This is a genomic window from Mucilaginibacter rigui (assembly GCF_014773275.1).
GTDB lineage: Bacteria > Bacteroidota > Bacteroidia > Sphingobacteriales > Sphingobacteriaceae > Mucilaginibacter > Mucilaginibacter rigui_A.
This window is the reverse complement of sequence record NZ_JACWMW010000001.1, coordinates 601,459-626,291: the sequence shown is the minus strand read 5'-3', so window position 1 is coordinate 626,291 and position 24,833 is coordinate 601,459. Positions and strand designations below refer to the sequence as shown.

The window sequence follows — 24,833 nt, the reverse complement described above, 5'->3', positions numbered from 1 at the left end:
AATTACATTAAAGAGGCTTTGGAGTGATCCCATCAGGATTCGAACCTGAGACCTACTGATTAGAAATCAGTTGCTCTATCCAGCTGAGCTATGGGACCATCGCGATTTTTTCGCGGTGCAAATATGCGAAAATTGGTTGATACAGGCAATAGCAACTGCGTTAAAATTACACACCCGCATTTAGCTGTAAAATAAGGCCAATAATATATTTACCGTCACAAAAAACAGCACTATCAGAATTTTGTTAAAATATTACATATAATTGCATTCTATTATAAACCGGCACTATCTATAAGGTTAGTGTTTTATATGTAAAACTGACAAATATTATTTTCATGAATTAACTTATTAATCGGGCTGTTTATTAAAATTTATTTTTTGGTAAAAAAGCTGTAAACCATGCACTAATAAGAAGTTTTAATGGCTGAATATCAATTTTTTACTTTTTAAAACTAAGAAGTGTTTTTTTTACAATAAGTTAATCATACTTTTAACCCAATTTTTTTTTAAAAACTTATTTTATGATCATAATTGCTGACGGTGGCTCCACCAAAACAAACTGGTGTTTAGTTACCGAAGATGGTAAAAAGGTGTATTTTAACACCGAAGGTTACAATCCGTATTTTTCAGGCACTGATTACATCATTCAATCGTTAAAGGAAAGCCTGCCTACCGATCTTGAGAAGGACAACATTACCGAAGTTAACTATTACGGTGCCGGGTGTTCAACTCCCGAAATGCGTAAAATTGTTGAAGATGCCATGAAGGCAGTTTTTACAAAATCCAGGGTTAATATTGGCCATGACCTGCTTGCTGCCGCACGTGCCTTATTGGGTAACAATGAAGGCTTTGCTGCCATTTTAGGAACAGGTACCAACACTTGCCTTTATAACGGTAAAGAGATCATTAACAACATCGATTCAGGTGCATACATCCTTGGAGATGAAGGCAGCGGCTGCCATATTGGTAAAAAGCTATTGATTGATTATCTGCGCGGCTATATGCCCGAGGCTGTACGTAAAAACTTTTGGGAAACCTTTAAGCTTACGCCTGATGATATAAACGAGATTGTTTATACCCAGCCACGCGCTAACCGTTTTTGCGCAAGCTTCAGCAAATTTGTTTATGATAACATTGTGAACATAGAATATTCACGTAACCTGGTACGCACTTCATTCGAAGACTTTTTCCGCAACCTGGTTACCCACTACCCTGATTATCAAAAATACACATTCAACTGTATAGGTTCGGTTGGTTACAACTTCCGTAACGTGCTTGAGGAAGTTTGTACTGAAAACGGCATGACCGTTGGTAACATCATCCGCTCGCCTATAGATAACCTGGTAAAATTCCATTTGGAATTAGCGCCAAGCCAATTGTAATTGAAAGAGAATCAAGAAGTCAAGACATAAGAATCAAGACTTTGCAAAATATAAAAGCCGCATCGATATCGATGCGGCTTTTTCATGAACTTTTATTCCTGTCTTAACTCTTGATTCTAAAAACCCTGACTCGCTTATTTATCCAGGTTCAGATCGTTCTGGAAGATCTTGGTATACTTGCGTCTGTCAAATTTGTACAGTTTGGCGGCACGGTACGATACGCCTTTTTGCTTCTCATCCAACTCTTTAAGGAAACCGTAGCTTAGCATCTTTTTGCGGAAATTACGTTTATCAAGTTTTTTGTTCAGCACTGCTTCATATAACGATTGCAGTTGTGTAAGTGTAAACTTCTCAGGCAATAATTCAAACGCAATAGGCTGGTAATTTAGCCTGCGTCGTATCTTGTTAAAGCCGGTTTCGAATATCTCGCTGTGGTCAAATGCCAGTTTGGGCAGGTCGTTAACCGGGTGCCAAAACGCGTTTTTAGCATATTGAGTAACCGGTTTAACTTCTTTTTGCCCGTTAATACGTATAAGGGCGTAATAAGCAACTGTAATTACACGGCCCTGCGGGTGGCGGTTAACTTCGCCAAATGTATGAAACTGTTGCATGTGCAGATCGCGCAGGCCCGTAAGCTCATAAAGGATTCGTTCAGCAGCATTATCAATACTCTCATCCTGCTCAACAATATATCCGGGCAGGGCAAGCCAATCCTTAAACGGCTCTTCGTTACGTTCTATAAGTAATATCTTCAGCTCACCGGCCTCAAAACCAAATATGACACAGTCTATAGAAAAAACTGAGTTAAATGTAGGTAACTTTACTTCCAAGGGAAATGTATTTAGGTTATAATTGTGCTTAAATATATTGCTTAATTTTTAATGTAAAAATAAATAAATAAATTTAATGGTGTAAATTTGACACACTATATTCGCACCTACAAATTTACCTAAGTAAATAATGCAAAAAATTTCAAAGATAGCAGTTCTTACTTCGGGTGGCGATGCACCAGGCATGAACCCATGTATACGGGCTGTTGTACGTACCGCAATTTATCATGGCCTGCAGGTAGCAGGCATCCGCCAGGGTTACCAGGGGCTTATCGACAATAATATGTACGATATGAACACCCGTTCGGTAAGTAATATCTTAAACCTTGGTGGCACAATACTAAAAACCGCAAGGTGCCTTCCCTTCCGTACAGATGAAGGTATGGAGCTTGCCTACCAAAACTTAAAGGCTAACGGGATTGATGGCATTGTAGTTATAGGCGGCGATGGTACTTTTACCGGCGCCCTGCGCTTCTCCAGAAAATATCCGGACATTGCCGTAATAGGTGTACCCGGAACTATTGATAACGACCTTTATGGCTCTACTTACACTTTAGGGTTTGATACAGCCACCAATACGGTTATTGAAGCTATTGATAAAATACGCGATACTGCCGATGCACACGACCGCCTCTTCTTCATCGAAGTAATGGGCCGCGACTCTGGTGCTATTGCCCTGCGCGCGGGCATATCATGTGGTGCAGAAGCCATATTGTTACCTGAGCGTGATACTGCTATTGAAATGCTGATAGAGAACCTGAAAGCCGGCCAGTACAATAAAAAATCATCAAGTATTGTAATTGTGGCCGAGGGAGATAAAAGCGGAGGCGCTTATGACCTTGCTGAAGCAGTTAGAAAACAAATCAAGTTTTACGACATAAAAGTTACTATATTAGGCCACTTGCAACGCGGGGGCAGCCCGTCGGCGTTCGACAGGATCCTGGGCAGCCGTTTGGGCTTTGCCGCTGTTAACGCCATGATAGATGGCAAAACACAAATGATGGTTGGACTTGAAGCTAACCACATAAAATTAACAAGCCTTGAAGAGGCGCTTACCCAGCATCAGTTTAAGTTAGAAGATGACCTGATGCAGATGGCAGATATATTATCAATTTAAATGATTGCAGTTGTTTATAGTGGATCTAACAATGCCGGCTGGCGATTAGCCTATAAGGGACGAACGGTTGCCTCGTTCAATACCAATGCCATTAATCCCTATTTTAACGACGAGAAATACATCATACAACTGCTCAATAAAAACATCAACCTTATACACCACGCCGAACAAATAAAACGTATTTATTTTTTTGGTGCAGGGGCATCTTCAGACGAGCTTAAGCATGTTGTACACAATGCATTTGCTGCATTTTTTAAATTTGCAAAAATAACCGTTGGGCACGATATTGAGGCTGCAGCAATTGCTTGCTGCCGTAATGCGCCCGGCATTGTAAGTATTTGCGGAAGCGGAAGCAACGCCGCCTGGTACGATGGAAAAAAGGTAAAACCAAACAACTACGGTTTAGGTTATATATTGGCAGACGAGGGTTCAGGCAACTGGCTGGGCAGGCAACTGATAAAAGGTTTCATGAATGAAACGCTGCCGGTAAACATCCGTAAAAAGTTCGTACAGCGGTATGATGCCGACCGTAAAACTTTGCTTGAAAAGGTTTATCGCCAAAAACAGCCCGCATTGTTCCTGAGCTCGTTTAGCGATTTTTTCCTGGAGAATAAACAAGACGCTTATCTTAAAAACATTATCACAACCGGTTTTGGCAAACTAATACAAACTTACCTGGTACCTCTGCATAAACAGCACCCGGAAGCACCTGTACACTTTGCCGGAACAGTAGCAGCCAACTTTCAGGATTACCTGCATGAGGCCGCCGCGGATAACGGGATTACGATAACGGATATTATAAAAGAACCCATAAACCATTTATTGACGTATTATTCAAATAAAAATTAGAAAAATCATGAAAATAGGAATCAACGGCTTTGGCCGTATCGGTCGCTTAGCTTTTAGGGCCGCAATTGAAAGACCAGATGTTGAAGTTGTAGGTATCAACGACCTTGTTGAACCTGATTACATGGCTTACATGTTAAAATACGATTCAACCCACGGCCAGTTCAAAGGCACTATTGCTGTAGAAGGCGGCCATTTGGTTGTAAACGGTAAAACCATCCGTGTTACTGCCGAAAAAGACCCTGCAAACCTTAAATGGAATGAAGTAGGTGCAGAAGTTATTATTGAGTCTACCGGTTTATTTTTAACCATAGAAACTGCACAAAAACATATTGATGCCGGCGCTAAAAAAGTGGTTATGAGCGCACCTGCAAAGGATGATACCCCTACTTTTGTAATGGGTGTAAACCACAAGCTGTTAAAAGCTGATCAAACTATCGTTTCAAACGCGTCATGTACTACTAACTGTTTAGCGCCTATTGCTAAAGTATTGGATGATAAATTTGGTATTGAAGAAGGTTTAATGACTACTGTACACGCGGTAACAGCTACTCAAAAAACAGTTGATGGCCCATCGCATAAAGACTGGAGAGGCGGCCGTGGTGCTTACCAAAACATCATCCCTTCATCAACAGGTGCTGCTAAAGCGGTTGGTTTAGTTCTCCCTCAGTTAAAAGGCAAATTAACAGGTATGTCGTTCCGTGTTCCGGTTGCCGACGTTTCTGTTGTTGACTTAGTAGTGCGTTTAAAAACTCCTGCTACTTACGAGCAAATCAAAACTGCAATGAAAGATGCTTCAGAAGGCGAATTGAAAGGCATTTTGGGTTACACCGAAGATGAGGTAGTATCTGAGGATTTTAAAGGTGATGCACGCACATCAATTTTTGATGCAAAAGCCGGTATCGCTTTGAATGACAACTTTGTTAAGGTTGTATCATGGTACGATAATGAGTGGGGTTACTCAAACAAACTGATTGACCTTGTTCAGGAAATTGGCAAACTGTAATTGCTCCAGCCCCTAAAGGGCAAGAATAATTTTAAAGGCCTTTCCAACTTATGTTGGGAGGGCTTTTTGTTTATAGGCAGTTATTTGGCCTCTCACCTACATTTACTACCTTTAAGCAAATCTTTTTTATGAGAAAATTATTTACGTTGTGTTTGTCATTGGCGATGTTTAGCATATGCCAAAATTCTATTGCCCAGCACAGAAACTTTGTGGATGTAGCCGGCCTGGACCCCGCTATTAAGCCGGGCGACAATTTCTTTAGATATGTAAACGGGCGATGGTATGACACGGTGAAGATCGATAACGATCAAGCCGGTGTAGGCTCCTATTCGTTTCTCAACATACCACAAAAGCGGTTGTTGCAAAACATCCTCGATAGCGTTTCTAAAGCCAGGAATGTGACAGGCAGCATCGAACAAAAGGTTGGGGATTTTTATGCTTCGGGTATGGATATGGTTACCATTAACCGCAGAGGTTATGAGCCTGTCAGATCCATTTTGGCGCGCATTGATGCAATTAACAGTGTACCGGCGCTTCTTAAATTTGTAGCCGTTGAGATGACTTCGGGCAACCGTTCGGTGATCAGCTTCGGCATATCTCCTGATAACAAAAACAGCTCGATAAATATTGCCCATGTTTACCAGGGTGGCATTGGCCTACCTGAAAAAGGGTATTACTTTAAAACCGATTCGGCAACACTACAGGTTCAAAAGGCTTATAAAACTTATCTAAGTACATTATTTCAGCTGACAGGAAACACCCGTGCCACGGCAATCAAAAATGCAGATATCGCTTACAGTATTGAAAAACAATTAGCTCAAGGCAGTAAATCTAACATCGAGTTAAGGGATGTAAATGCGAATTTCAATAAAGTATCTATCGCTTCAATCGGCAAAACACAAGCAAACATTGGCTGGTCGGTATTACTCGCAACATTAGGAGTCAAAACAGATTCGATAGATATGGCGCAACCGGCTTATTACGATAAGCTGAATGCTATGCTGAAATCTGTTAGCATGGCCAATTGGAAGACTTATTTAAAAGCCGCTACATTACAAAATTATGCCGATGGGCTTAGTCAGCCATTTATTAACGCGTCGTTTGCGTTCAATAAGGTTTTATCCGGCGAGGATAAGCAAAAATCCCGCAGGCAGGTCATGACGGCGACCGTCGATGGACAGTTAGGCCAAGCTTTAGGCCAGCTTTACGTAAAACGTTATTTTAACGAGGATGCCAAAAAGCGCGTGTTGGCGTTGGTTAACAACCTCCAAAAAGCTTTTGAGAACAGGATAAACCAATTAGACTGGATGAGCGATAGCACTAAGAAAAAGGCCGTAGAGAAGTTATATACGTTCACAAAAAAAATTGGTTACCCCGATAAATGGCGCGATTACGATAAGGTACAGATAAGCAGGAACAAATTTTTTGAGAACATAGTATCACTCAACAAAAACGGTTATTTGTATGAGTTGGGGAAACTGAACAAACCAGTCGATAAAACAGAGTGGGGAACAACACCCTCAACCGTAACCGCGTATTACAATCCGCCGGTAAACGAGATCGTTTTCCCGGCTGGTATTTTGCAATACCCCTATTTTGATTTCGCGGCAGATGACGCTATTAATTACGGCGGTATCGGCATGGTGATAGGCCATGAGATGACCCACGCCTTTGACGATCAGGGCGCCCAATATGACAAAGACGGCAACGTGAAAAACTGGTGGACCGCAGAGGATTTAAGGAAGTTTAAAGAGAAAACAACACAACTTTCTAACCTGTATAGCTCTTTCACTGTTTTAGATACTGTTCACATTAAAGGCCCGCTAACGTTAGGCGAGAACACTGCAGATAACGGAGGAGTAGCTATCGCTTACGATGCCTTTAAAATGACCGAACAAGGCAAAAGTGGTGATAAGATAGACGGCTTTACGCCCGATCAACGCTTCTTTTTATCTATAGCCCGGATCTGGAGGGTAAAAACCAGGGATGCCTTTTTGCGCACCTACGTAAATACTAATCCGCATTCACCGGCTATGTGGCGTGTAAACGGCCCCCTGATGAATTTCGCACCTTTCTACAAGGCCTTTGACATTAAGCCCGGCGATAAAAACTACAAAGCTGAAAACGAACGAGTAAGGATCTGGTAATAAAGATCGGGTAATATCTATCAAACCCTCAAAACAATTGTTTTGAGGGTTTGACCTTTAAACTAATCCCGGATTCAAACATTCTCTTCCTTCCCTCCTTATTATACTACTTATGAAAGATCTTGCTTACCGCTTTAAAATCGCCGATACCAAAAACTTTAAGTTAAAGGATTTTAATCCCGATGAAACAGCTGGTTACGACAAGGACGGGGCCGAGGAACTACTGGCCGACCTTATCAGCGAAACAGCCAAAATGCAAAGCGAGCTTTACGCAGCAAACAGTCGTTCGTTGCTTATCATTTTCCAGGCAATGGATGCCGCGGGCAAGGATAGCGCTATAGAACACACCATGTCGGGGTTGAACCCGCAGGGTTGCCAGGTGTACAGTTTTAAGCAACCAACAGCCGAAGATTACGAGCACGATTTTTTGTGGCGGCACTATAAAGCCCTTCCCGAACGTGGGCGCATTGGTATTCATAACCGTTCGCATTACGAGAATGTGTTGGTTACTAAGGTACACCCCGAATTTATCCTGAAAGAAAATATCCCGGGCATTTCCAAAGTAAAAGATATAGGGGGGAAATTTTGGAACCGGCGTTACGAAAGCATCCGCAATTTCGAGGATCATTTACATGCAAACGGAACAATCATTATTAAATTCTTCCTGCATGTGTCAAAAGATGAACAAAAGAAACGCTTTTTAGAACGTATTGCCGACCCTGAAAAAAACTGGAAATTCTCATCAGGCGATGTCAAAGAGCGCCAATTATGGGACGATTATATGAAAGCCTACGAAACGGCAATTAAAAAAACCAGCACCAATGATAATCCATGGTATGTTCTGCCTGCAGACAAAAAATGGTTTACCCGCATAGCAATTTCAACCATCATCCGGCAAACATTAAAGGATATGAAACTGGAGTACCCTATTTTATCCAAAGAGGAAACGGAAAAACTGGAAGAAACTAAGCGAATTTTGGAAAAGGAATAACTCCAACACCATGCCATTGCCAGCATAGCGTGGCAATCTCAGCATATCCGTTTGCCATGTGAGATTGCCACGTCGCTATCGCTCCTCGCAATTGACATGATGGTTATTTTAAAGTACTTACCAGGGCGTTACACCATAATCGCTGAAGTAGCCACCGGTGGGGCCGTCTTTATCAATCATAGCGTACTGTACAATAGGTGCTGCTCCTTCTTCTACAGTTTTATACCCCTGGTTGTTGTTAAAATCTGTTTTGGTATAACCAGGGTTCACCGCATTTACCTTAAAGTTTTTTAACTCGTAAGCTAAGGCTATAGTATAGCCATTTAAAGCGCTTTTTGACGGGCCATATGCGGCGGTTTTAACATCGTAGTGCCTCCAGGTTTTGTCTGTATGCAGGCCAAGCGAGCCAAGGTCTGATGTTACGTTTACTATCCTTGGGTTTGAGGAGGCTTGCATCAGTGGTACAAATGCCTTTGTTACGCGGGCAACGCCAAAAACGTTAACCTCATATACTTCCTTGTAAGTTTCTATAGGTGTTTCTAACACCGGCTGAGGGATACTGCCGGGGATACCTGCATTATTTATAAGCACATCTAAATGATCTATACGTTTGGCCAGATCATCATAAGCTTGCTGTACCGACTGATCGTCCACAACGTCTATCTGTATAAACTCAACGTCGTTTAACCCTTCGCCGTGCAGTAGCCCTACAGCTTCATTGCCCTTTTGTTTATCGCGGCAGCCTAAAAATACATGGTAGCCGGCATTTGCCAATTGGCGGGCGGTTTCCAGGCCAATACCTTTATTGGCACCGGTAATTAATACGGTCTGTTTTTTCATATAGCAAAGCTACAGCAGCCCTAACTTTCTATCACTGCACATAGTAAGGCATTAACTGTACATTTCGCGGATTTGCTGGCGAAATGCCATCGGCGTGTTGTCTGTAAGGCGTTTAAAGAAACGGTTAAAATAGGCTGCGTCTTCAAACCCTAGTTCATCTGCAACTTGTTTTACCGAAAGGTTGGTATGTAAAAGTTTGCGTTTAGCCTCAACAACCAAACGGTTATGAATATGGCTGATTGCCGTTTTACCGCTTTGTTGTTTCACCACATCATTAAGATAACCGGGCGTAAGGTTTAGCAGGTTGGCATACGCAGCTACATCATGCATTTGAGTGTGGTTCTCCCCTATTAACGCCTGGAAGTTTTTAAGCAGGTTGTGATTTTGGGTTATTGTACTTTCGCCAAATTGCTCGGTGTAGATGCGGCTAAGATAAATAATGAGCACCCGAAGCCATGATGCAAGCATCTGGTTTTGCCATGCACCACCTGTTTTATACTCAATGGCCATTTTTCGCATCACATCTTCCAGGTAAATGATCTCATCAGCGCTCAAAACTATTTCATGTGCCCCTCCCGGGTTTTGAATAATGGGTAACTGGCGCAGCATGCGGTTTTCGTCCAGCAGCAAAAATTCTTCGGTAAAACCGGCAATATATCCTTTTAAAGGTTTACTTTCTTCCTTCAAATGAACCTGTTGCGGTACGGTAAAATAAAAATGACCGGGTTTAACTGTGTATGATGTAAAATCTATCCAGTGGCGACTATCTCCCTCCTCTACAAATGCAAAGAAGTAATAATCCTTACGATGCGGAAGCAGGAAAGCATCCTCTATAATAACATCAACGCCATTGGCCTCGTGCACCTCTATCATAGTAGGCTTTCCACCATCAAGGGTTACTAAAGGATAACTTGGGATGATATGTTTTTCGGGCGCTGTTAAAGCAGGCATAGTACTTAATATACAACTTACAAGTTGGCGATTATATGCTTCACTACGTTTAGCATTACAAGTGGCTGCTTACATCAACTCACTATCATTTTTTACATGCCATGTTTTATAGGCCATGTAGTACAGTAGTAGTGTTGGTATCACATAAAACAGCGCGCCGCCTGTATTTATTGCCGGATAAGCAATAATAATGCTATAGATAAGCAATACCAGGGCTACCGTGCCACCTACAAAATATAAATAGAAAAACTTACCGGCCATAATTATTTGCTGCTTTTAGATTTTTTCTTTTCGGCTTTGCCGGATACTTTTTTAAATATAGCTGCACCCAGCGGTGGTGTTGTAATACTTATAGAAGAATCTTTTCCGTGCCAACTGGTAGCTTCAGAGGCTATCGGGTCGAAATTAATCAAACCGCTGCCCCAGAATTTTTCGGCATCCGAGTTAAAGATCTCCTGCCACTCCCCTGCTGCCGGTACGCCTATGCGGTAATTATAATGCGGTACCGGGGTCATGTTCAATACCACTACCAGGTCGTTTTCCCTGTCAACACCTTTACGGGTGTAGGCCAAAACAGAATCATCAAGGTTGCCCGCATCTATCCATTCAAAACCAGTCCACTCAAAAGCTTTTTCATAAAGGGCGGGCTCAGATTTATATAAATGATTGATAGCTTTTACAGCTTCTTTCATTCCCTGGTGGCTCATGTGCTCAAGCAAGTGCCAATCTAATGATTTTTGGAAATTCCACTCCGCTACCTGTCCAAACTCGCTGCCCATAAACATTAGTTTGGTACCCGGGTGGGTAAACATATAACTGTACAACAAACGCAGGTTGGCAAATTTTTGCCAGTCGTCTCCGGGCATTTTATTCAGCATCGATCCTTTGCCATACACCACTTCATCATGCGAAAAAGGCAGCATAAAGTTCTCTGTAAAGGCATATACCATACTAAACGTTAGTTGGTTTTGGTGGTATTTGCGATAGATAGGATCATGTGCAAAATAATCAATTGTATCATGCATCCAGCCCATCATCCATTTCATACCAAAACCCAAACCACCGGTAAACACAGGGCGGCTAACACCCGTAAACGATGTAGATTCCTCGGCTATGGTCTGCACATCGGGGAAATTACTATAAACCGTAGAATTAAATTCCTTCAGGAAGGATATTGCCTCTAAATTTTCGTTACCACCAAATACGTTTGGTTCCCACTCGCCGTGGTTCCGCGAATAATCAAGATAAAGCATAGATGCTACCGCATCCACACGCAAACCGTCTATATGATACCTGTCCAGCCAAAATAAAGCGTTACTGATCAAAAATGCCTTTACTTCGTTACGGCCGTAATTAAATATATATGACTTCCAGTCCGGGTGAAAGCCTTTTTTTAGATCGGCATGCTCATAAAGGTGCGTACCATCAAAATTATAAAGACCATGCGCATCACCCGGGAAATGCGAAGGCACCCAATCCAGTATTACACCGATGCCGGCCTTGTGGAATTGCTCAACAAGATACATCAGGTCCTGCGGGGTACCGTAACGGCATGATGCTGCGAAGAAACCAGTGATCTGGTACCCCCAGCTTGGATAGTATGGGTGCTCCATCAAAGGCATAAACTCTACATGTGTAAAGCCCATTTCCTTAACGTAAGGTACCAAGGTTTCGGCAAGCTGCCTGTAGCTTAAAAACTCTTCGGGGCTTTCGGGACTTCGCGCCCACGAGCCCAGGTGCATTTCATAAACCGAGTATGGCTTATCTAAAGCGGTGTATTGGTGGCGGTTGGCCATCCATTGTTGATCGTCCCATTCATAAAAAGTATCGGCTACGATGGATGCGGTACGCGGGGGCAATTCCCAGCGCAGGGCAAACGGGTCGCTTTTCTCCAGATCTTCACCTGTTGATGATTTGATGTAATATTTATAGGTTTCGCCAACGCCGATGTTTGGGATAAAACCTTCCCAGATACCTGAGGCATCCCAACGGTAATTTAACGAATGCGAACCTTTGTTCCAGCCGTTAAAGTTACCTATTACGGCTACGTACTGCGCATTTGGCGCCCATACGGCAAAATAAGTACCTATAACGCCTTTATGCTCTACTACGTGCGAGCCAAGCTTTTCGTACAACTTAAAGTGCTTACCCGATTTAAACAGGTCGATATCAAAATCGGTAAAACGGCTGTATGGTTCAACGGCTTTCAGGTTATTGGTATTTTCAATAATTTCCAGCGGTTTTGATTTCTTCGGAGTTGTTGTTTTTTTGGCAACAGGCTTTTCAGCCGCAACTTTTTTAGGTACTGCTTTTTTTACAATAACCGGTGCTTCCTCATCCTTCGGCCAGGTTTCCTGGGCTGCTGCTTTTGGCTTAGTTTCTTTTTTCGCCTTTACGGTTTTTGATTCCGGCAAGGCAGTATCGGGTTTTAAAATTTTCTTTGCCATAGTAAGCAGCTGTTGGTACGTATAGGTTAAATTGGGTTCAGGATATTAATCCCTCATGTATCAAATATATCATTATTGAACATACAATAAAGGCAGATGTTTATTATAAAAGAAATATTCGGGCTTTAAAAGCGATTTAACCACTAAGGGCACAAAGAAAACCACAAAGAACACAGTGTTTTTACTTTTTGAGAATGAGATAATCTCTCTGCTTCCTCTGTGTAAACTCTGTGCTCTCAGTGGTTAAATCTAAACCCTATTTAAATATCTCTATCTGTTTAAAATTCTTACTGAACTTAAACTCGTAGGTTTTATCAGGGTTGGAATTAATGGTTGCAATTTCTTTACCATCGGCTACAATTTTTGATGGCTTAAACGGCAAGCCGTTAAGTTTAATATGATAGCCTTCATAGCGTGGTGTGTATAAGCCTTCCATACTTTGCTTGATGGTTAGCTTATCGGTATCACCTTTTACAACAAATTTCTTTTCGAGGTAAATATCCTGCTCGTAAGCAAAAGTTTCGCCGTAATCTTCAAATAGGAACGAGTTTACCTCGTAATCGCTATAGTAGATATTCAGTTTAACTTCTTCTATCTCTTTCTCGCCTGTGTATTGCATAACCGGGTATTCAGGAATAACAGAACCGGCTTTGATAAATATAGGCATAACATCCAGCGGGGTTTGCACAACAACTTCTTTGCCCCCGTCTACCATCTCCAGTGTCCAGAAATCGTACCATGTACCTTTTGGCAGGTAAACCTTACGGCTTTTCTGGCTTGGCTCAAGCACCGGGCAAATCAATATTTTATCGCCATAAGTAAACTCATCCTGGCGGAAATGGTTAGAAACCTCATGCTGCTCATGCATTACAACAGGCCTCAATATTGGAAAACCATAACGGTGATGCTCCCAAAAAGCCGAGTACAGATACGGTATCAACCGGTAACGCAACTCAATAAATTTACGGTTAATAGAAGTAAATGGCTCGCCAAAACTCCATGGTTCGCGCTCTTTGGTATCACCTGCAGAGTGCGCACGCATAAACGGCGAAAAGGTCCCCATCTGGATCCAGCGGGTAAACAATTCGCCATCAGGCTCGCCGCTGAAACCACCGATATCTGTTCCGCAGAAAGAGATACCTGAAACAGATAACCTTTGCAACTGGATATTACCCAGTTTTAAATGCTCCCATGACGCTACGTTATCACCCGTCCAAACAGACGAGTAACGTTGCACACCCGAGTAACCGGCCCTGGTTATGGTAAACGGACGTTTATTTTTCATTTGCTTACGCAAACCTTCGTACGTTGCACGCACCATTTGCATCCCGTAAACGTTATGCGCCTTACGGTGCGACCCACGATACCCATCGTACTGATGGCGCACATCATCCGGGAAGGTACCCGAGCCAAAAACAGCAGGCTCGTTCATATCGTTCCAAACGCCGGCCACGCCAGTTTCAACAAGTTCGTCGAACAGATCGCCCCACCAGGCGCGCACCTCGGGGTTTGTAAAATCAGGAAACTGGCAGCGGCCCGGCCACACATGGCCTTCCATAAAGTAATCGTCGCAACGGCGGCAGAAATATTTTTTCTCTTTACCCTCCTTAAATACCGAATAATTATCATCCACCCGGATGCCCGGGTCAATAATTACCACGGTTTTAAAACCATTGGCGGCCAGGTCGGCAATCATTTTTTTAGGGTTGGGGAAATATTTGGGGCTCCATGTAAAACAACGGTAGCCATCCATGTAATCAATATCCAGGTAAATACCATCGCATGGGATCCTGTTCTGGCGGAAGCCATTGGCTATAACCCTTACTTTATTTTCGGGATAATAACTCCAGCGGCATTGGTGGTAACCCAGCGCCCAAAGCGGCGGCATTGGGTGCGTACCTGTTAGCAGGTGATAGTTCTTCACCACATCCATCATATGCGGGCCGTGGATGTAATAATATTGCAGTTCGCCCCCATCTGCCCAAAAGCTGGTTTTTGTAGGGTCTTCACCACCAAAATCAAAGTGGGCTTTAAAGGTATTATCAAAGAAAATACCGTGTGCAATGCCATCGCTTACGCTTATGTAAAACGGAATAGAACGGTAAAGCGGGTCCTGGTTAAAACCGAATGAATAGGCATCGGTGTTCCAGTTTTTTAACCGCTTACCACGCAGGTTAAATTCGGTGGCTTTATCGCCCAATCCAAAAAAGCTTTCCTGCTCCTCGCATGTTTTGGTGCAAAACACGTAGTAACCGCCAAATTGAGTATTTTCTTCCCAGTGCATCGGTACCGCATCAGCACTGGTTACATGGTCGTTTTTATCCGAGAAAGAGATAAAGAAATCCTGCTTGCGAATGTGGCAGTTAATAGCCGGTGTAGTTACACGGAACTCGTTCTCGTTCTCCAATAGTGTAAACTTAACTGGGGTTTGCGGTAATTTAGGCACCGCGTATGAAAACTCTTCCAGGAAAACGCTGTGCGGCGCTAAACGCACACGGATTATCTCGTTAGTTACTATCAAAACCTCTACTTTGGCATCGCCATCGGTAAAGAATATCTTATTGCCAAGCTGTTCGGCATGGTTGGGTATGCCCAGATATTTTTTTACAATGGGTTTAATGCCATCGGCCGGGTTATTTAAGTGGTGAAATTCTTCATCCTCAACTAACATCTCCTCCACCTGCAGCAATTTTGCTGTTATCAGTTCCGGGTTGGGGTCGGGTATATTTTCTGCCATATTAAAATTCAAATTCAATTTGTGCTGATTGGCCAAAGCCCAATAAACACAAATTATTACATCAGCTAATTTATTGGTAACAGCTAATAAACGATTATTTCCTGAATTTTCAAGCCATAATTACGCCAAAACTCAACTTTTGGCGGCTATATACCATTTTTAAGAATATTGTAATAACTTAGGGCAAACTATCCTAACAATTGCAAAATGAATAATTATTTTATCACCCAGCCACCTTATTCAAACAGCAAAAAAAAATTCGTATCGCTTATAAACTTTATAAATAAAGGATTACGTTTTGTGGACCTGGGCTACCAGGTACAGCAGCTTGATACACGTGTTGACATGAACACCGTTGAGCAAAGGATAAACTATTACCACCTGTTAACCAACATTATAACCAGCAACGTACCGGGCGATGTGATAGAATTAGGTACATTCACAGGCCAATGTGCTGCACTTTTTGAAAAGATCATAGAAGTGAACGCATCTGATAAAAAGCTTCATGTGTATGACAGCTTTGGCGTTTCGTTTAAATTTAAGGGTGATATTGAAGAAAAATTAAAAGAGAATTTTATTACTGCCGGCTTAAAAGCCCCGGTAATACACAGGGGGAATTTTTTTGATACTTTGCCGTCAGAATTACCCGAAAAACTATCCTTTATCCATATAGATTGTGGTTTTGGCGGCGACCCGTTAGAACACAAAAAAGTTATGATGCATTGCCTTCAAAGTGTTTACCCACGCATGGCTACAGGCGCCATATGCATCATGATGGATTATAATGACCCGGCTGAAAACGGCATAGCCCCAAATGTAGCGCCTGGTGTAAAACTTGCCTGCGATGAATTCCTTACAGGTAAGCCCGAAACCATAATGGCTTTATACGGCAACACCTATCTGCATGCGTATTTCCGTAAGGTTTAGTGCTAGAGTGCTAACAATAAAGCATTACATGCCCCTATAACAATCGGTATACCGGCATCAATATCAGCTGTATTAAAGGTAGCGCCTGTTAACATATCTGTAAAAACGGCTGCCCCATTCAGGCCAAACTGCGCAAGCAATTCTACCGGTATTTTAATATTAATGGCACGTTCGGTACGGTTAAAGTTAGCTATTACCAATACTTGTTGGTTGGCAGTATAGCGCAGGTAAATATACAGCATGGTATCAAACCCGTGCTGGCGTTCGTTGGCTATCATCAGTTCGTAAAACTCGCCTTGGCTCAAAGCCTCATTGTCTTTTACCAAATTCAACAACTTACTGTAAAAATTACGCAGTTGTTTTTGTGCCGATGAAAGATTTGCGCCATCAAAAGCACCGTTGTTCATCCATTGCTGGTGCGCGGGTACGCCCCAATAATCAAATATGGTGGTACGGCCATCATCGCCGCTAAAACCCATTTCGCCTTCTGCAGGTTCGCCTACCTCCTGCCCCGAGTAGATCATTACCGGGCCGGTTGCCAGTGTTGCGCTCACGATCACCCCCGGGATAGCCAGTATGGCATCGCCTGCAAAAAAGCGACTGGCTACGCGTTGTTCATCGTGGTTCTCCATAAAACGCAGCATATGCTCGTCTATACCGCGGCAATGATTGTTCCATACAGCGTTTATTTCCCAGGTGGATACGCTGGGCTCGTTACAGGTTAGCCTGCGAATGGCATCGTAAAGCCCTACCTTATCGTACAGGTAATCGAACCCACCATTGTGAATATAGTTGTAGTATTGGTTTTTATCGTAAGCTTCGCCGATGAATATCATATCGGGGTAAGCGGCTTTTATTTTAGGGATAAGCCATGCCCAAAACTCAACCGGTACCATCTCTATCATATCGCAACGGAACCCATCTACCCCCATTTGGGCCCAATAGGTTAAAATATGAAACATTTTATGCCAAAGCGGTGGGATATGATCAAAATACGACTTCTTACCATCCAGGTAGTAAACGCCATAATTCAGTTTAATGGTCTCAAACCAATCGTTTATGGTAGGTGCGGGATTAAACACGTCATTACCGGTAGCTTTTGCAGGAAACTCATCAAACTTACCATCCTTTAATGGCGATGTAAATTCATCCCCGCCGGGGTTATAACCACCGGGTACAATAAAAGGCTGGCCCGGGATGTAATAAAAATCGTTATCGGGCGAAAAGCTCATGGTACTATCATCGTCCTCCCCAAAATCGCGCACACCGTCGGGCTTTACATCAGATGTATAGGTACGGGCCACGTGGTTGGGTACAAAATCGATGATCACCTTCATCTGGTTTTGATGTGTACGGCCAACCAGTTCTTTAAACTCCGAGATCCGGAACTCCGGGTCAACTGCCAGATCGGTTGCTATATCGTAATAATCTTTTATGGCATAGGGCGAACCTGCACGGCCTTTTACTACATCGGGGTCGTCTATTTTAATACCATAGGCGGAATGATCTGTCATGGTGGCGTGCTCTATCACACCCGTGTACCAAACGTGGGTAAAACCCATTGCTTTAATTTCGGCAAGGGCTTTATGGGTGATATCATTAAGCTTCCCTACGCCGTTCTCTTCTACCGAGCCATAGAACTTGTTGGTAGTATTGTTATTGCCAAATAATCGCGGCAATAGCTGGTATATAATTAGTTTATGATTGGGCATTTAGTTGGCTAATTTTGATTTGATCAAATTTTCGGAATTTGCATCGATTAAATAATCGGTTCCGTAAATCTTTATATTCATCTCTGTATCGGACAGATTCTTAACTGTTACTCCTTCTCTGCTTATCCTGATATTTAACAATATTCCTCTAAACCCGATCTGGAAAGACAAAGCTCCCCATTCGGCAGGCAATAACGGATTGAACGACAATGTACCATCCTTCACCCGCATCCCGCCAAAACCTTCTACTACGGCCATCCATGTACCGGCCATAGAGGTGATATGACAGCCATCATCAGTATCATTGTTATAATCGTCTATATCCAATCTTGAGGTGCGCAGGTAAAACTGATAGGCACGCTCAACATCGCCCAGCTTAGCGGCTAATATAGCGTGTACGCAGGGGGATAGCGACGACTCGTGCACCGTTCGCGGTTCGTAGAAATCATAATTCCTGCGGATGGTATCGATGTCGTAGTTATCCTCAAAGAAGTACAGCCCCTGCAATACATCCGCCTGTTTGATGAAGACGGAACGCAATATCCTGTCCCAGCTCCATTTTTGCACCAGTGGGCGCTCGGTTGCAGGCAGGTCTTTTACCAATGTCTGTTCCTTATCCATATAGCCGTCCTGCTGTAAAAAGATGCCAAGCTTATCATCGTGCGCGAAATACATTTTACCGATAATATCCGCGAATTTCTCGCATTCCTGCTCTTCTTTAAAAGTTATTTTGGCAACCAGGTCGTTGTATTTGGCTTGATTAGCCTCTTTTACCTTGCCAATGGCTTGGATGGTATATTTTAAACACCAAACAGCGATGGTACTGGTATACCAGTTGTTGTTCACATTATTTTCATACTCGTTTGGCCCGGTTACGCCCAGCATCACATACTGCTGCCGCTCTGCCGACCAATTTACCCTTTGCGCCCAAAAGCGGGAAATAGCGATGAGTACTTCCAAACCATAGTCGGTTAGGTAAGTTTCGTCACCTGTATAACGCACATAGTTAAATATAGCAAAAGCAATAGCCCCGTTGCGATGGATCTCCTCAAAGGTTATTTCCCACTCGTTATGGCATTCGGTACCATCCATGGTAACCATGGGGTACAGTGCCGCGCCATCTTTAAAGCCAAGTAGTTTGGCATTATCAATAGCTTTACCTAATTGTTTATAGCGGTACAACAACAGGTTTCGCGCAACTTTCTGATCGGCCGTGGCCAGGTAGAACGGTACGCAATATGCCTCGGTATCCCAATAGGTAGAGCCGCCGTATTTTTCGCCGGTAAAGCCTTTGGGGCCAATGTTCAGGCGATCGTCTTCGCCTGTATATGTTTGGTTTAGTTGGAATATATTAAACCGGATGCCCTGCTGCGCGGCGGCATCACCTTCTATGATAATATCGTTGTGCTTCCATTTTTCGGACCAGGCAGCGGCTTGTTCGGCCAGCATGGTATCGAAGCCTTTGGATGCAATCAATGTTAGTACATCTGCAGATAAACTTGCCAGTTCAGCAGCCGGGTGGTTTTGCGACGACAAGTTTGCGGCATACTTAGTCAGCGTAATACATTGTCCCTGTTTAGCCTGCAACTTTACTTCGGCTGCTATGTATTTTTCCTTTTGGATCGGGTTTGAATGAATGCTGACTGGCTTACCATCCTGCTCAATACTAAACTTCATCGCGGTAGCAACCTCAAAGCCTGTTTTTTTGGTTCGCAATTGTACGTAGCCATTATCGGCATCAATCGCTTTGCTTACCTCATCCCAAAACTTTTCATCGTAGTTGGAGTCTTTATTGACGATGTCGCCATCAATGAACGGGGTGAGCGTTATCTCACCCTCAAAATTCAGCGGAGCTATGGTATATTTTATTGCGCCACATTCATCATCAACCATACTGCAAAAGCGGATGCTCTCAACTTCCACCCCTTTACCTGAATCTGTTTTAGCTGTAAAATTTCTTTTAAGGTAGCCTTCTTTCATATTCAGTTCCCGGCGAAAGGATAACACCTCGCATTTAGCCAGATCGAGTTGCTCCTCGCCTATCCAAACATCAATACCTATCCAGTTGGCAGCATTAAGCACTTTGGCAAAATATTCAGGGTAGCCGTTCTTCCACCAGCCTACGCGGGTCTTATCGGGATAGTACACCCCAGCCACATAATTGCCTTGTAAGGTTTCGCCGCTGTAGGCTTCCTCAAAGTTGGCGCGCTGCCCCATACGGCCATTGCCCAGACTAAAAACGCTTTCGGCTACTTTGTTATAATGCGGGTCGAAACCCTCTTCGATAATCTTCCACTCGTCAACCTTAAAATATTGTTTCATTGCTATATGGGTACAGTGTTAGCGGGCAATAGTTTGGCTAAAATAAGAGAAACAATCAGCATATTTAATTTGATGTGTAAAGTTTACACGAGGTAAGTATCAACTCACCCCGCTACGCTTCGCTGGCGACCCTCTCTGCTACGCAAAGAGGGTAAAGATATGTTTCTTATTTCTCCCGCCCTCTTTCCGCGAAGAGAGGGCGTTGAGCGTAGAGATGACAGGGGAGTAAAATTCTTGCATCTCCCGCGCATTACTTTTACCTTGCGTTACCTACGATGAAAAACAAGATCTTAATTATTGGGGCCGGTGCTGCCGGTTTAATGGCTGCGCGCACACTTAGCAAATCCGGCAAACAGGTTACCGTGTTAGAAGCGCGCAACCGTTTGGGCGGTCGAATCCATACTTTAAGTGATGAATCCTTTTTTAAGGTTACCGAGTTGGGTGCCGAATTTATACATGGCGACCTGCCCGTTACGCTCAATCTTTTAAATGAAGCCGGGATAGGTTACCACAACGCCAACGCCGAAATGTGGCGTTACGAAAATGGCGCGTTTAAGGAGAACAGCATGGTGATAGAAGACTGGGACCTGCTACTTAAAAAACTAAACGGACTTGAACAAGATACCAATGTATGGAATTTTATAGAGAAGGAATTTCCCGGAGATAAGTATACCTGGCTGCGCAACTCGGTATGGAGCTATGTATCCGGCTATGACACTGCCGACCCGCGTAACGCAAGCGCTTTTGCCCTGCGTAACGAATGGCAGCACGAGGAAATGGACGCACAACATAGGATTGATGGCGGTTACTGCAGCATAATTAGTTACCTGGCCACAGAATGTAAGGCCAACAGCGGCGAGATATTCCTGAATGCTGTGGTCCAAGAGATAGAATGGAAAAAAGGAAATGTAAAAGTCACCACAGATGACGGCTCTGTTTACGAAGCCGGGCAATTGCTGATAGCCACGCCATTAGGTGTATTACAGGCTGCAAAAGGCGAAACCGGTGCTATAGTTTTTACGCCTGAAATACCCAAATATGCCAAAGCTATACAGCAAATGGGTTTTGGTGCGGTTATAAAGTTATTATTTGAGTTTGATACCGCTTTTTGGCTGGATAGACAAAGCCATGAAATGGCCGACATAAACGTTGACAAAATGGGTTACCTATTTAGTGATGAGGAGATCCCTACCTGGTGGACACAGGCCCCTGACCATTCCACCGTACTTACCGGTTGGATAGGAGGCCCTGCAGCGGCAGACAAAACCAATACCCCCAATACCGAAATTTTAGAGCAGGGCCTGCAATCGTTAGCTAATATTTTTAAGATCAGTTTCGAGGAGATGAAAGGCAAACTCATTGCCTACCGTATTATGAACTGGACGGCCGACCCATTTACCCGTGGGTCTTACGCTTACGATACTATTGAAGCGCCCGTTGCTCGTAAAATATTGAACATCCCTGTTGAGAACACGCTGTTTTTTGCAGGCGAATATCTATATGATGGCACGGCCATGGGCACGGTAGAAGCGGCACTAACCAGCGGGCTGGAAGTGGCAAAGAAAATGCTGAAATAGGTGATAAAAAGGGGTACTAAAAAGCTAAAAACAACTTGCGTTTAACAAAGCAGGCTAATTAACTTACCCCAATTAAAACCTATCTCATATTATGCAACCAGTTGTAGAATTAATTCCGGCTTCAAATGCCCCTGCGCCGCCATCAGGCACAAGACCCGGTTGGGCATCAGGCCCCGAAACATTTGATCAGCGCAACGAGATCCCGGTATTGATCTGGGGTGGCTATCAATATTGGACATTTGAATACCTGGATAATCGTTCTGCTTTCACTATCGTAGCTTGCAATCATATCGGTAATATTGTAAAACAATGGGAAAAACAAGGCCCGCGCTATATATGGGACATTACCTTACAGCGTGACGAAAAAACCTTAACTTTTTGGGGACAAGGCAACGAAAAGCTAACTGTTAAGCTGGATGAATTGTGTATTAACGAAATGCAATATTACAGCCTTTACCCACCACCTGCTGTAAGTTTAATACCGGTTTCGCAAGCCCCGGCAGTACCTGCCGGTTTATACAGCACCTGGCAACTTGAGTCGAATGAAACGGCCCGAAAGTTGGGAGTGCCTGTATTAACCTGGGGAGATTATACTTACCGCGTTTACGAACACCCTGATAACCGCCTTGCCTTCGCCATTATAGCTTTTAATAAGAATGGGGAAATTGTAACAGACTGGGAAATACAAGGTGTACGTTACATCACTGACATCAATGTAGATGTGCCAAACAAACGTGTGAGCTTTACCGGGCAAGGCAATAAAACAATAACACGCACCTGGGATGATCTGAAAGTGGGAGAGCCCAACCCGAATGGTGCAGGCTTCGATAAATTTGCGAACATGGAAATAAAGGAAATGCCTGCATCGGCCGCTCCTGCCTTGCCTGCTGAACTAACAACCGGATGGGCAACTGGGCCTAATTCGTATACAGAAAGTAAACAATATTTGGTTTTGCTTTTTCATGGTTATACTTATTGGGCCTTTGATTACAAGAATAACGATAATAGTATTTGTATAATAGCTTATGATAGTGAAGGAAACCCTGTTAAACAATGGAGAAAGCACGGCACACGTTACCTGTGGTCAATTACTTTAGACCCAAGGCGAAAAACGGTTACCTTTTGGGGCCAGTCAAATCAAACAGTGGTAATAGGTTGGGATGAGTTGAAGGTAAATTAATTTCCTAAAAGCGCCGGGCCTCTTGAAGCGGCCCTTTGCCCTTGTTGGTGGTTAGCCCTCTCTGCCCTCGCAGTGCCTCTTGAAAATGGTCCTCTGCACTTTAGATAAATACGATCAAGGCGTTTGGCCGGCCAATAAGTACAGCACCGCCATACGTATAGCTACGCCATTTTCCACCTGGTCAAGAATGATCGACTGTTTGCTGTCGGCTACGTCACTGGTTATTTCAACGCCTCGGTTTATAGGGCCTGGGTGCATAACGGTGATCTCTTTGTCCAGTGAGTCCAGAATTTGTTTGTTGAGGCCAAACATCATGGTGTACTCGCGCAAACTCGGGAAATATTTGATATCCTGGCGCTCCAACTGAATACGCAGCATATTGGCTACATCGCACCAGTTAAGGGCTTTTATCAGGTTGTGCTCAACTTTAACACCAAGCGAGCCGATATATTTAGGGATAAGCGTTGTAGGGCCACAAACCATTACTTCGGCACCTAATTGTTTAAGGCAAAGGATATTTGATAAGGCTACTCGCGAGTGCAGGATATCTCCTACTATTACCACCTTTTTACCGGCAACATCGCCATAACGTTCGCGGATGGAGAAAGCATCAAGCAGGGCTTGTGTAGGATGCTCGTGCGCACCGTCTCCGGCGTTTACTATCTGGGCCTTTACATGTTTGGATAGGAAAATGCCCGCACCCGCGTAGGGATGGCGCATTACAACCATATCAACCTTCATGGCCAGTATATTGTTTACAGTATCTATCAGGGTTTCGCCTTTGCTTACCGATGATGATGATGCCGCGAAGTTTACCACATCGGCAGACAGCCTTCTTTCGGCCAGTTCAAATGAAAGGCGTGTACGGGTGGAATTTTCAAAAAAGATATTGGCAATGGTTACATCGCGCAGCGATGGTACCTTCTTGATCGGCCTGTTCAGCACCGTTTTAAAATTATCGGCGGTTTCAAATATCAGTTCGATATCTGAGCGGTTCAAATCTTTAATTCCTAATAGGTGACGTGTGCTAAGAGCCATATTTTTATTTCGAATGTCGAATGTTCAATTTCGAATTTGTCTTTCTTTATTTCATAGATTTTGATCCAAATCGTAAATCTAAATCGTAAATCTTTAATTATTTGCCTCTGATACCAGTACAATCCTGTCCTCGCCGTCGGTTTCCTTCCAGCTTACTACTACTTTTTGCGATGCGATAGAATCAACCTCTATACCAACATAATCTGCTGCTACGGGAATATGGCGTGAATAGCGGCGATCAACCAGTGCCAGCAGTTCCACCTTCTCGGGCCTGCCAAATGCCTGCATGGCATCCATAGCGGCGCGGATGGTACGACCTGTCCACAGTACATCGTCCATCATAATTACCTTCTTACCTTCAATAATAAAATTTATTTTGGTTTGGTTAGGCACCAACGGTGAGCCCTGGCGGCGAAAATCGTCGCGGTAAAAGGTGATATCCAGGTCGCCCTGTTCTATTTTACTTTCCGGTAGTATCTTTCTTAATTCTTCGGCTACGCGTTTAGCCAGGTAAATGCCGCGTGGCTGTATGCCAATTAAAACAGAACCTGAAAAATCGTTATGATTTTCAATTAATTGACGACATAAACGCTGAATTGTTATTTGAAATTTTTGACCGTCGAGCAGCGTTAAGTTTTGCATCGTAAGGGTGGATTTGGGCAAAGGTAATTTTTTTTGCTGATTTGTAGAATAGCGAATACACATTAGTTGAAAATGAAAGGTCAATTTATTAAATTTAACATTACTTGTACCACTTATAATATGCGCTGCAAAAAAACCTCT

General features: G+C 43.3%; 19 protein-coding genes and 1 tRNA gene. 9 read left to right on the top strand and 11 right to left on the bottom strand.

Annotated features, from left to right (window positions below):
- Window positions 1-24: 24 nt before the first annotated feature.
- A tRNA-Arg gene (locus IDJ75_RS02915) sits at window positions 25-98 on the bottom strand.
- 423 nt (window positions 99-521) lie between these two features.
- Between IDJ75_RS02915 and IDJ75_RS02910 the strand changes: the two genes are divergently transcribed.
- Window positions 522-1,382, top strand: coding sequence for an N-acetylglucosamine kinase (locus IDJ75_RS02910; protein WP_191174106.1), 861 nt, complete (start codon window positions 522-524; stop codon window positions 1,380-1,382).
- 134 nt (window positions 1,383-1,516) lie between these two features.
- Here IDJ75_RS02910 and IDJ75_RS02905 read toward each other — a convergent pair whose 3' ends face one another.
- Complete coding sequence (locus tag IDJ75_RS02905; RefSeq protein WP_067061196.1) at window positions 1,517-2,212, bottom strand: NUDIX hydrolase; 696 nt, start codon at window positions 2,210-2,212, stop codon at window positions 1,517-1,519.
- A gap of 130 nt (window positions 2,213-2,342) precedes the next feature.
- Between IDJ75_RS02905 and pfkA the strand changes: the two genes are divergently transcribed.
- The 5 genes from pfkA to IDJ75_RS02880 all read left to right on the top strand — a co-directional run bounded on the left by pfkA (window position 2,343) and on the right by IDJ75_RS02880 (window position 8,319).
- A complete protein-coding gene (pfkA, locus tag IDJ75_RS02900; RefSeq protein ID WP_191174105.1) occupies window positions 2,343-3,329 on the top strand; it encodes a 6-phosphofructokinase in 987 nt (328 codons plus the stop codon).
- Entirely contained in the window at window positions 3,330-4,178 is an 849-nt protein-coding gene (locus IDJ75_RS02895) for a hypothetical protein (protein WP_191174104.1), read from the top strand.
- Window positions 4,179-4,185: 7 nt separating this feature from the next.
- Window positions 4,186-5,181: a type I glyceraldehyde-3-phosphate dehydrogenase gene (gene gap / locus IDJ75_RS02890; protein WP_191174103.1), complete on the top strand. Its 996-nt coding sequence runs from the start codon at window positions 4,186-4,188 to the stop codon at window positions 5,179-5,181.
- Window positions 5,182-5,309: 128 nt separating this feature from the next.
- Window positions 5,310-7,328 carry a M13 family metallopeptidase gene (locus IDJ75_RS02885; protein WP_191174102.1) on the top strand — a complete coding sequence of 673 codons (2,019 nt, stop codon included), beginning with the start codon at window positions 5,310-5,312 and terminating at the stop codon, window positions 7,326-7,328.
- A gap of 112 nt (window positions 7,329-7,440) precedes the next feature.
- Complete coding sequence (locus IDJ75_RS02880) at window positions 7,441-8,319, top strand: polyphosphate kinase 2 family protein (RefSeq protein ID WP_191174101.1); 879 nt, start codon at window positions 7,441-7,443, stop codon at window positions 8,317-8,319.
- A 117-nt stretch (window positions 8,320-8,436) separates the two neighbouring features.
- Here IDJ75_RS02880 and IDJ75_RS02875 read toward each other — a convergent pair whose 3' ends face one another.
- The 5 genes from IDJ75_RS02875 to IDJ75_RS02855 form a co-directional block, all read right to left on the bottom strand.
- Window positions 8,437-9,159 carry an SDR family oxidoreductase gene (locus IDJ75_RS02875; RefSeq protein ID WP_191174100.1) on the bottom strand — a complete coding sequence of 241 codons (723 nt, stop codon included), beginning with the start codon at window positions 9,157-9,159 and terminating at the stop codon, window positions 8,437-8,439.
- 51 nt (window positions 9,160-9,210) lie between these two features.
- Window positions 9,211-10,110 carry a helix-turn-helix domain-containing protein gene (locus tag IDJ75_RS02870; RefSeq protein ID WP_191174099.1) on the bottom strand — a complete coding sequence of 300 codons (900 nt, stop codon included), beginning with the start codon at window positions 10,108-10,110 and terminating at the stop codon, window positions 9,211-9,213.
- A 69-nt stretch (window positions 10,111-10,179) separates the two neighbouring features.
- Complete coding sequence (locus IDJ75_RS02865) at window positions 10,180-10,371, bottom strand: hypothetical protein (protein ID WP_191174098.1); 192 nt, start codon at window positions 10,369-10,371, stop codon at window positions 10,180-10,182.
- Window positions 10,372-10,373: 2 nt separating this feature from the next.
- Complete coding sequence (gene glgB, locus IDJ75_RS02860) at window positions 10,374-12,557, bottom strand: 1,4-alpha-glucan branching protein GlgB (protein ID WP_191174097.1); 2,184 nt, start codon at window positions 12,555-12,557, stop codon at window positions 10,374-10,376.
- Between the two features lie 256 nt (window positions 12,558-12,813).
- Window positions 12,814-15,228, bottom strand: coding sequence for a glycoside hydrolase family 31 protein (locus tag IDJ75_RS02855; protein WP_224746517.1), 2,415 nt, complete (start codon window positions 15,226-15,228; stop codon window positions 12,814-12,816).
- Between the two features lie 273 nt (window positions 15,229-15,501).
- Here IDJ75_RS02855 and IDJ75_RS02850 point away from each other — a divergent pair, with 273 nt between their 5' ends.
- On the top strand, window positions 15,502-16,221 hold the full coding sequence (locus tag IDJ75_RS02850) for a TylF/MycF/NovP-related O-methyltransferase (RefSeq protein ID WP_191174095.1): 720 nt from the start codon (window positions 15,502-15,504) through the stop codon (window positions 16,219-16,221).
- 2 nt (window positions 16,222-16,223) lie between these two features.
- Here IDJ75_RS02850 and IDJ75_RS02845 read toward each other — a convergent pair whose 3' ends face one another.
- On the bottom strand, window positions 16,224-17,933 hold the full coding sequence (locus IDJ75_RS02845) for an alpha-amylase family glycosyl hydrolase (RefSeq protein ID WP_191174094.1): 1,710 nt from the start codon (window positions 17,931-17,933) through the stop codon (window positions 16,224-16,226).
- Complete coding sequence (locus IDJ75_RS02840) at window positions 17,934-20,255, bottom strand: glycoside hydrolase family 65 protein (RefSeq protein WP_191174093.1); 2,322 nt, start codon at window positions 20,253-20,255, stop codon at window positions 17,934-17,936.
- A gap of 275 nt (window positions 20,256-20,530) precedes the next feature.
- On the opposite strand from IDJ75_RS02840, the gene IDJ75_RS02835 reads away from it, so the two are divergent.
- Both IDJ75_RS02835 and IDJ75_RS02830 read left to right on the top strand, forming a co-directional pair.
- Complete coding sequence (locus IDJ75_RS02835) at window positions 20,531-21,832, top strand: flavin monoamine oxidase family protein (RefSeq protein ID WP_191174092.1); 1,302 nt, start codon at window positions 20,531-20,533, stop codon at window positions 21,830-21,832.
- 91 nt (window positions 21,833-21,923) lie between these two features.
- The gene (locus IDJ75_RS02830) at window positions 21,924-23,012 is read left to right on the top strand and encodes a hypothetical protein (protein WP_191174091.1); all 1,089 of its coding nucleotides are present in this window, start codon (window positions 21,924-21,926) and stop codon (window positions 23,010-23,012) included.
- A gap of 114 nt (window positions 23,013-23,126) precedes the next feature.
- Here IDJ75_RS02830 and IDJ75_RS02825 read toward each other — a convergent pair whose 3' ends face one another.
- Window positions 23,127-24,050 (bottom strand): aspartate carbamoyltransferase catalytic subunit, encoded by a 924-nt coding sequence (locus IDJ75_RS02825; RefSeq protein ID WP_191174090.1) that lies wholly within the window; start codon window positions 24,048-24,050, stop codon window positions 23,127-23,129.
- A gap of 93 nt (window positions 24,051-24,143) precedes the next feature.
- On the bottom strand, window positions 24,144-24,692 hold the full coding sequence (gene pyrR / locus IDJ75_RS02820) for a bifunctional pyr operon transcriptional regulator/uracil phosphoribosyltransferase PyrR (protein ID WP_191174089.1): 549 nt from the start codon (window positions 24,690-24,692) through the stop codon (window positions 24,144-24,146).
- Window positions 24,693-24,833 lie beyond the last annotated feature (141 nt).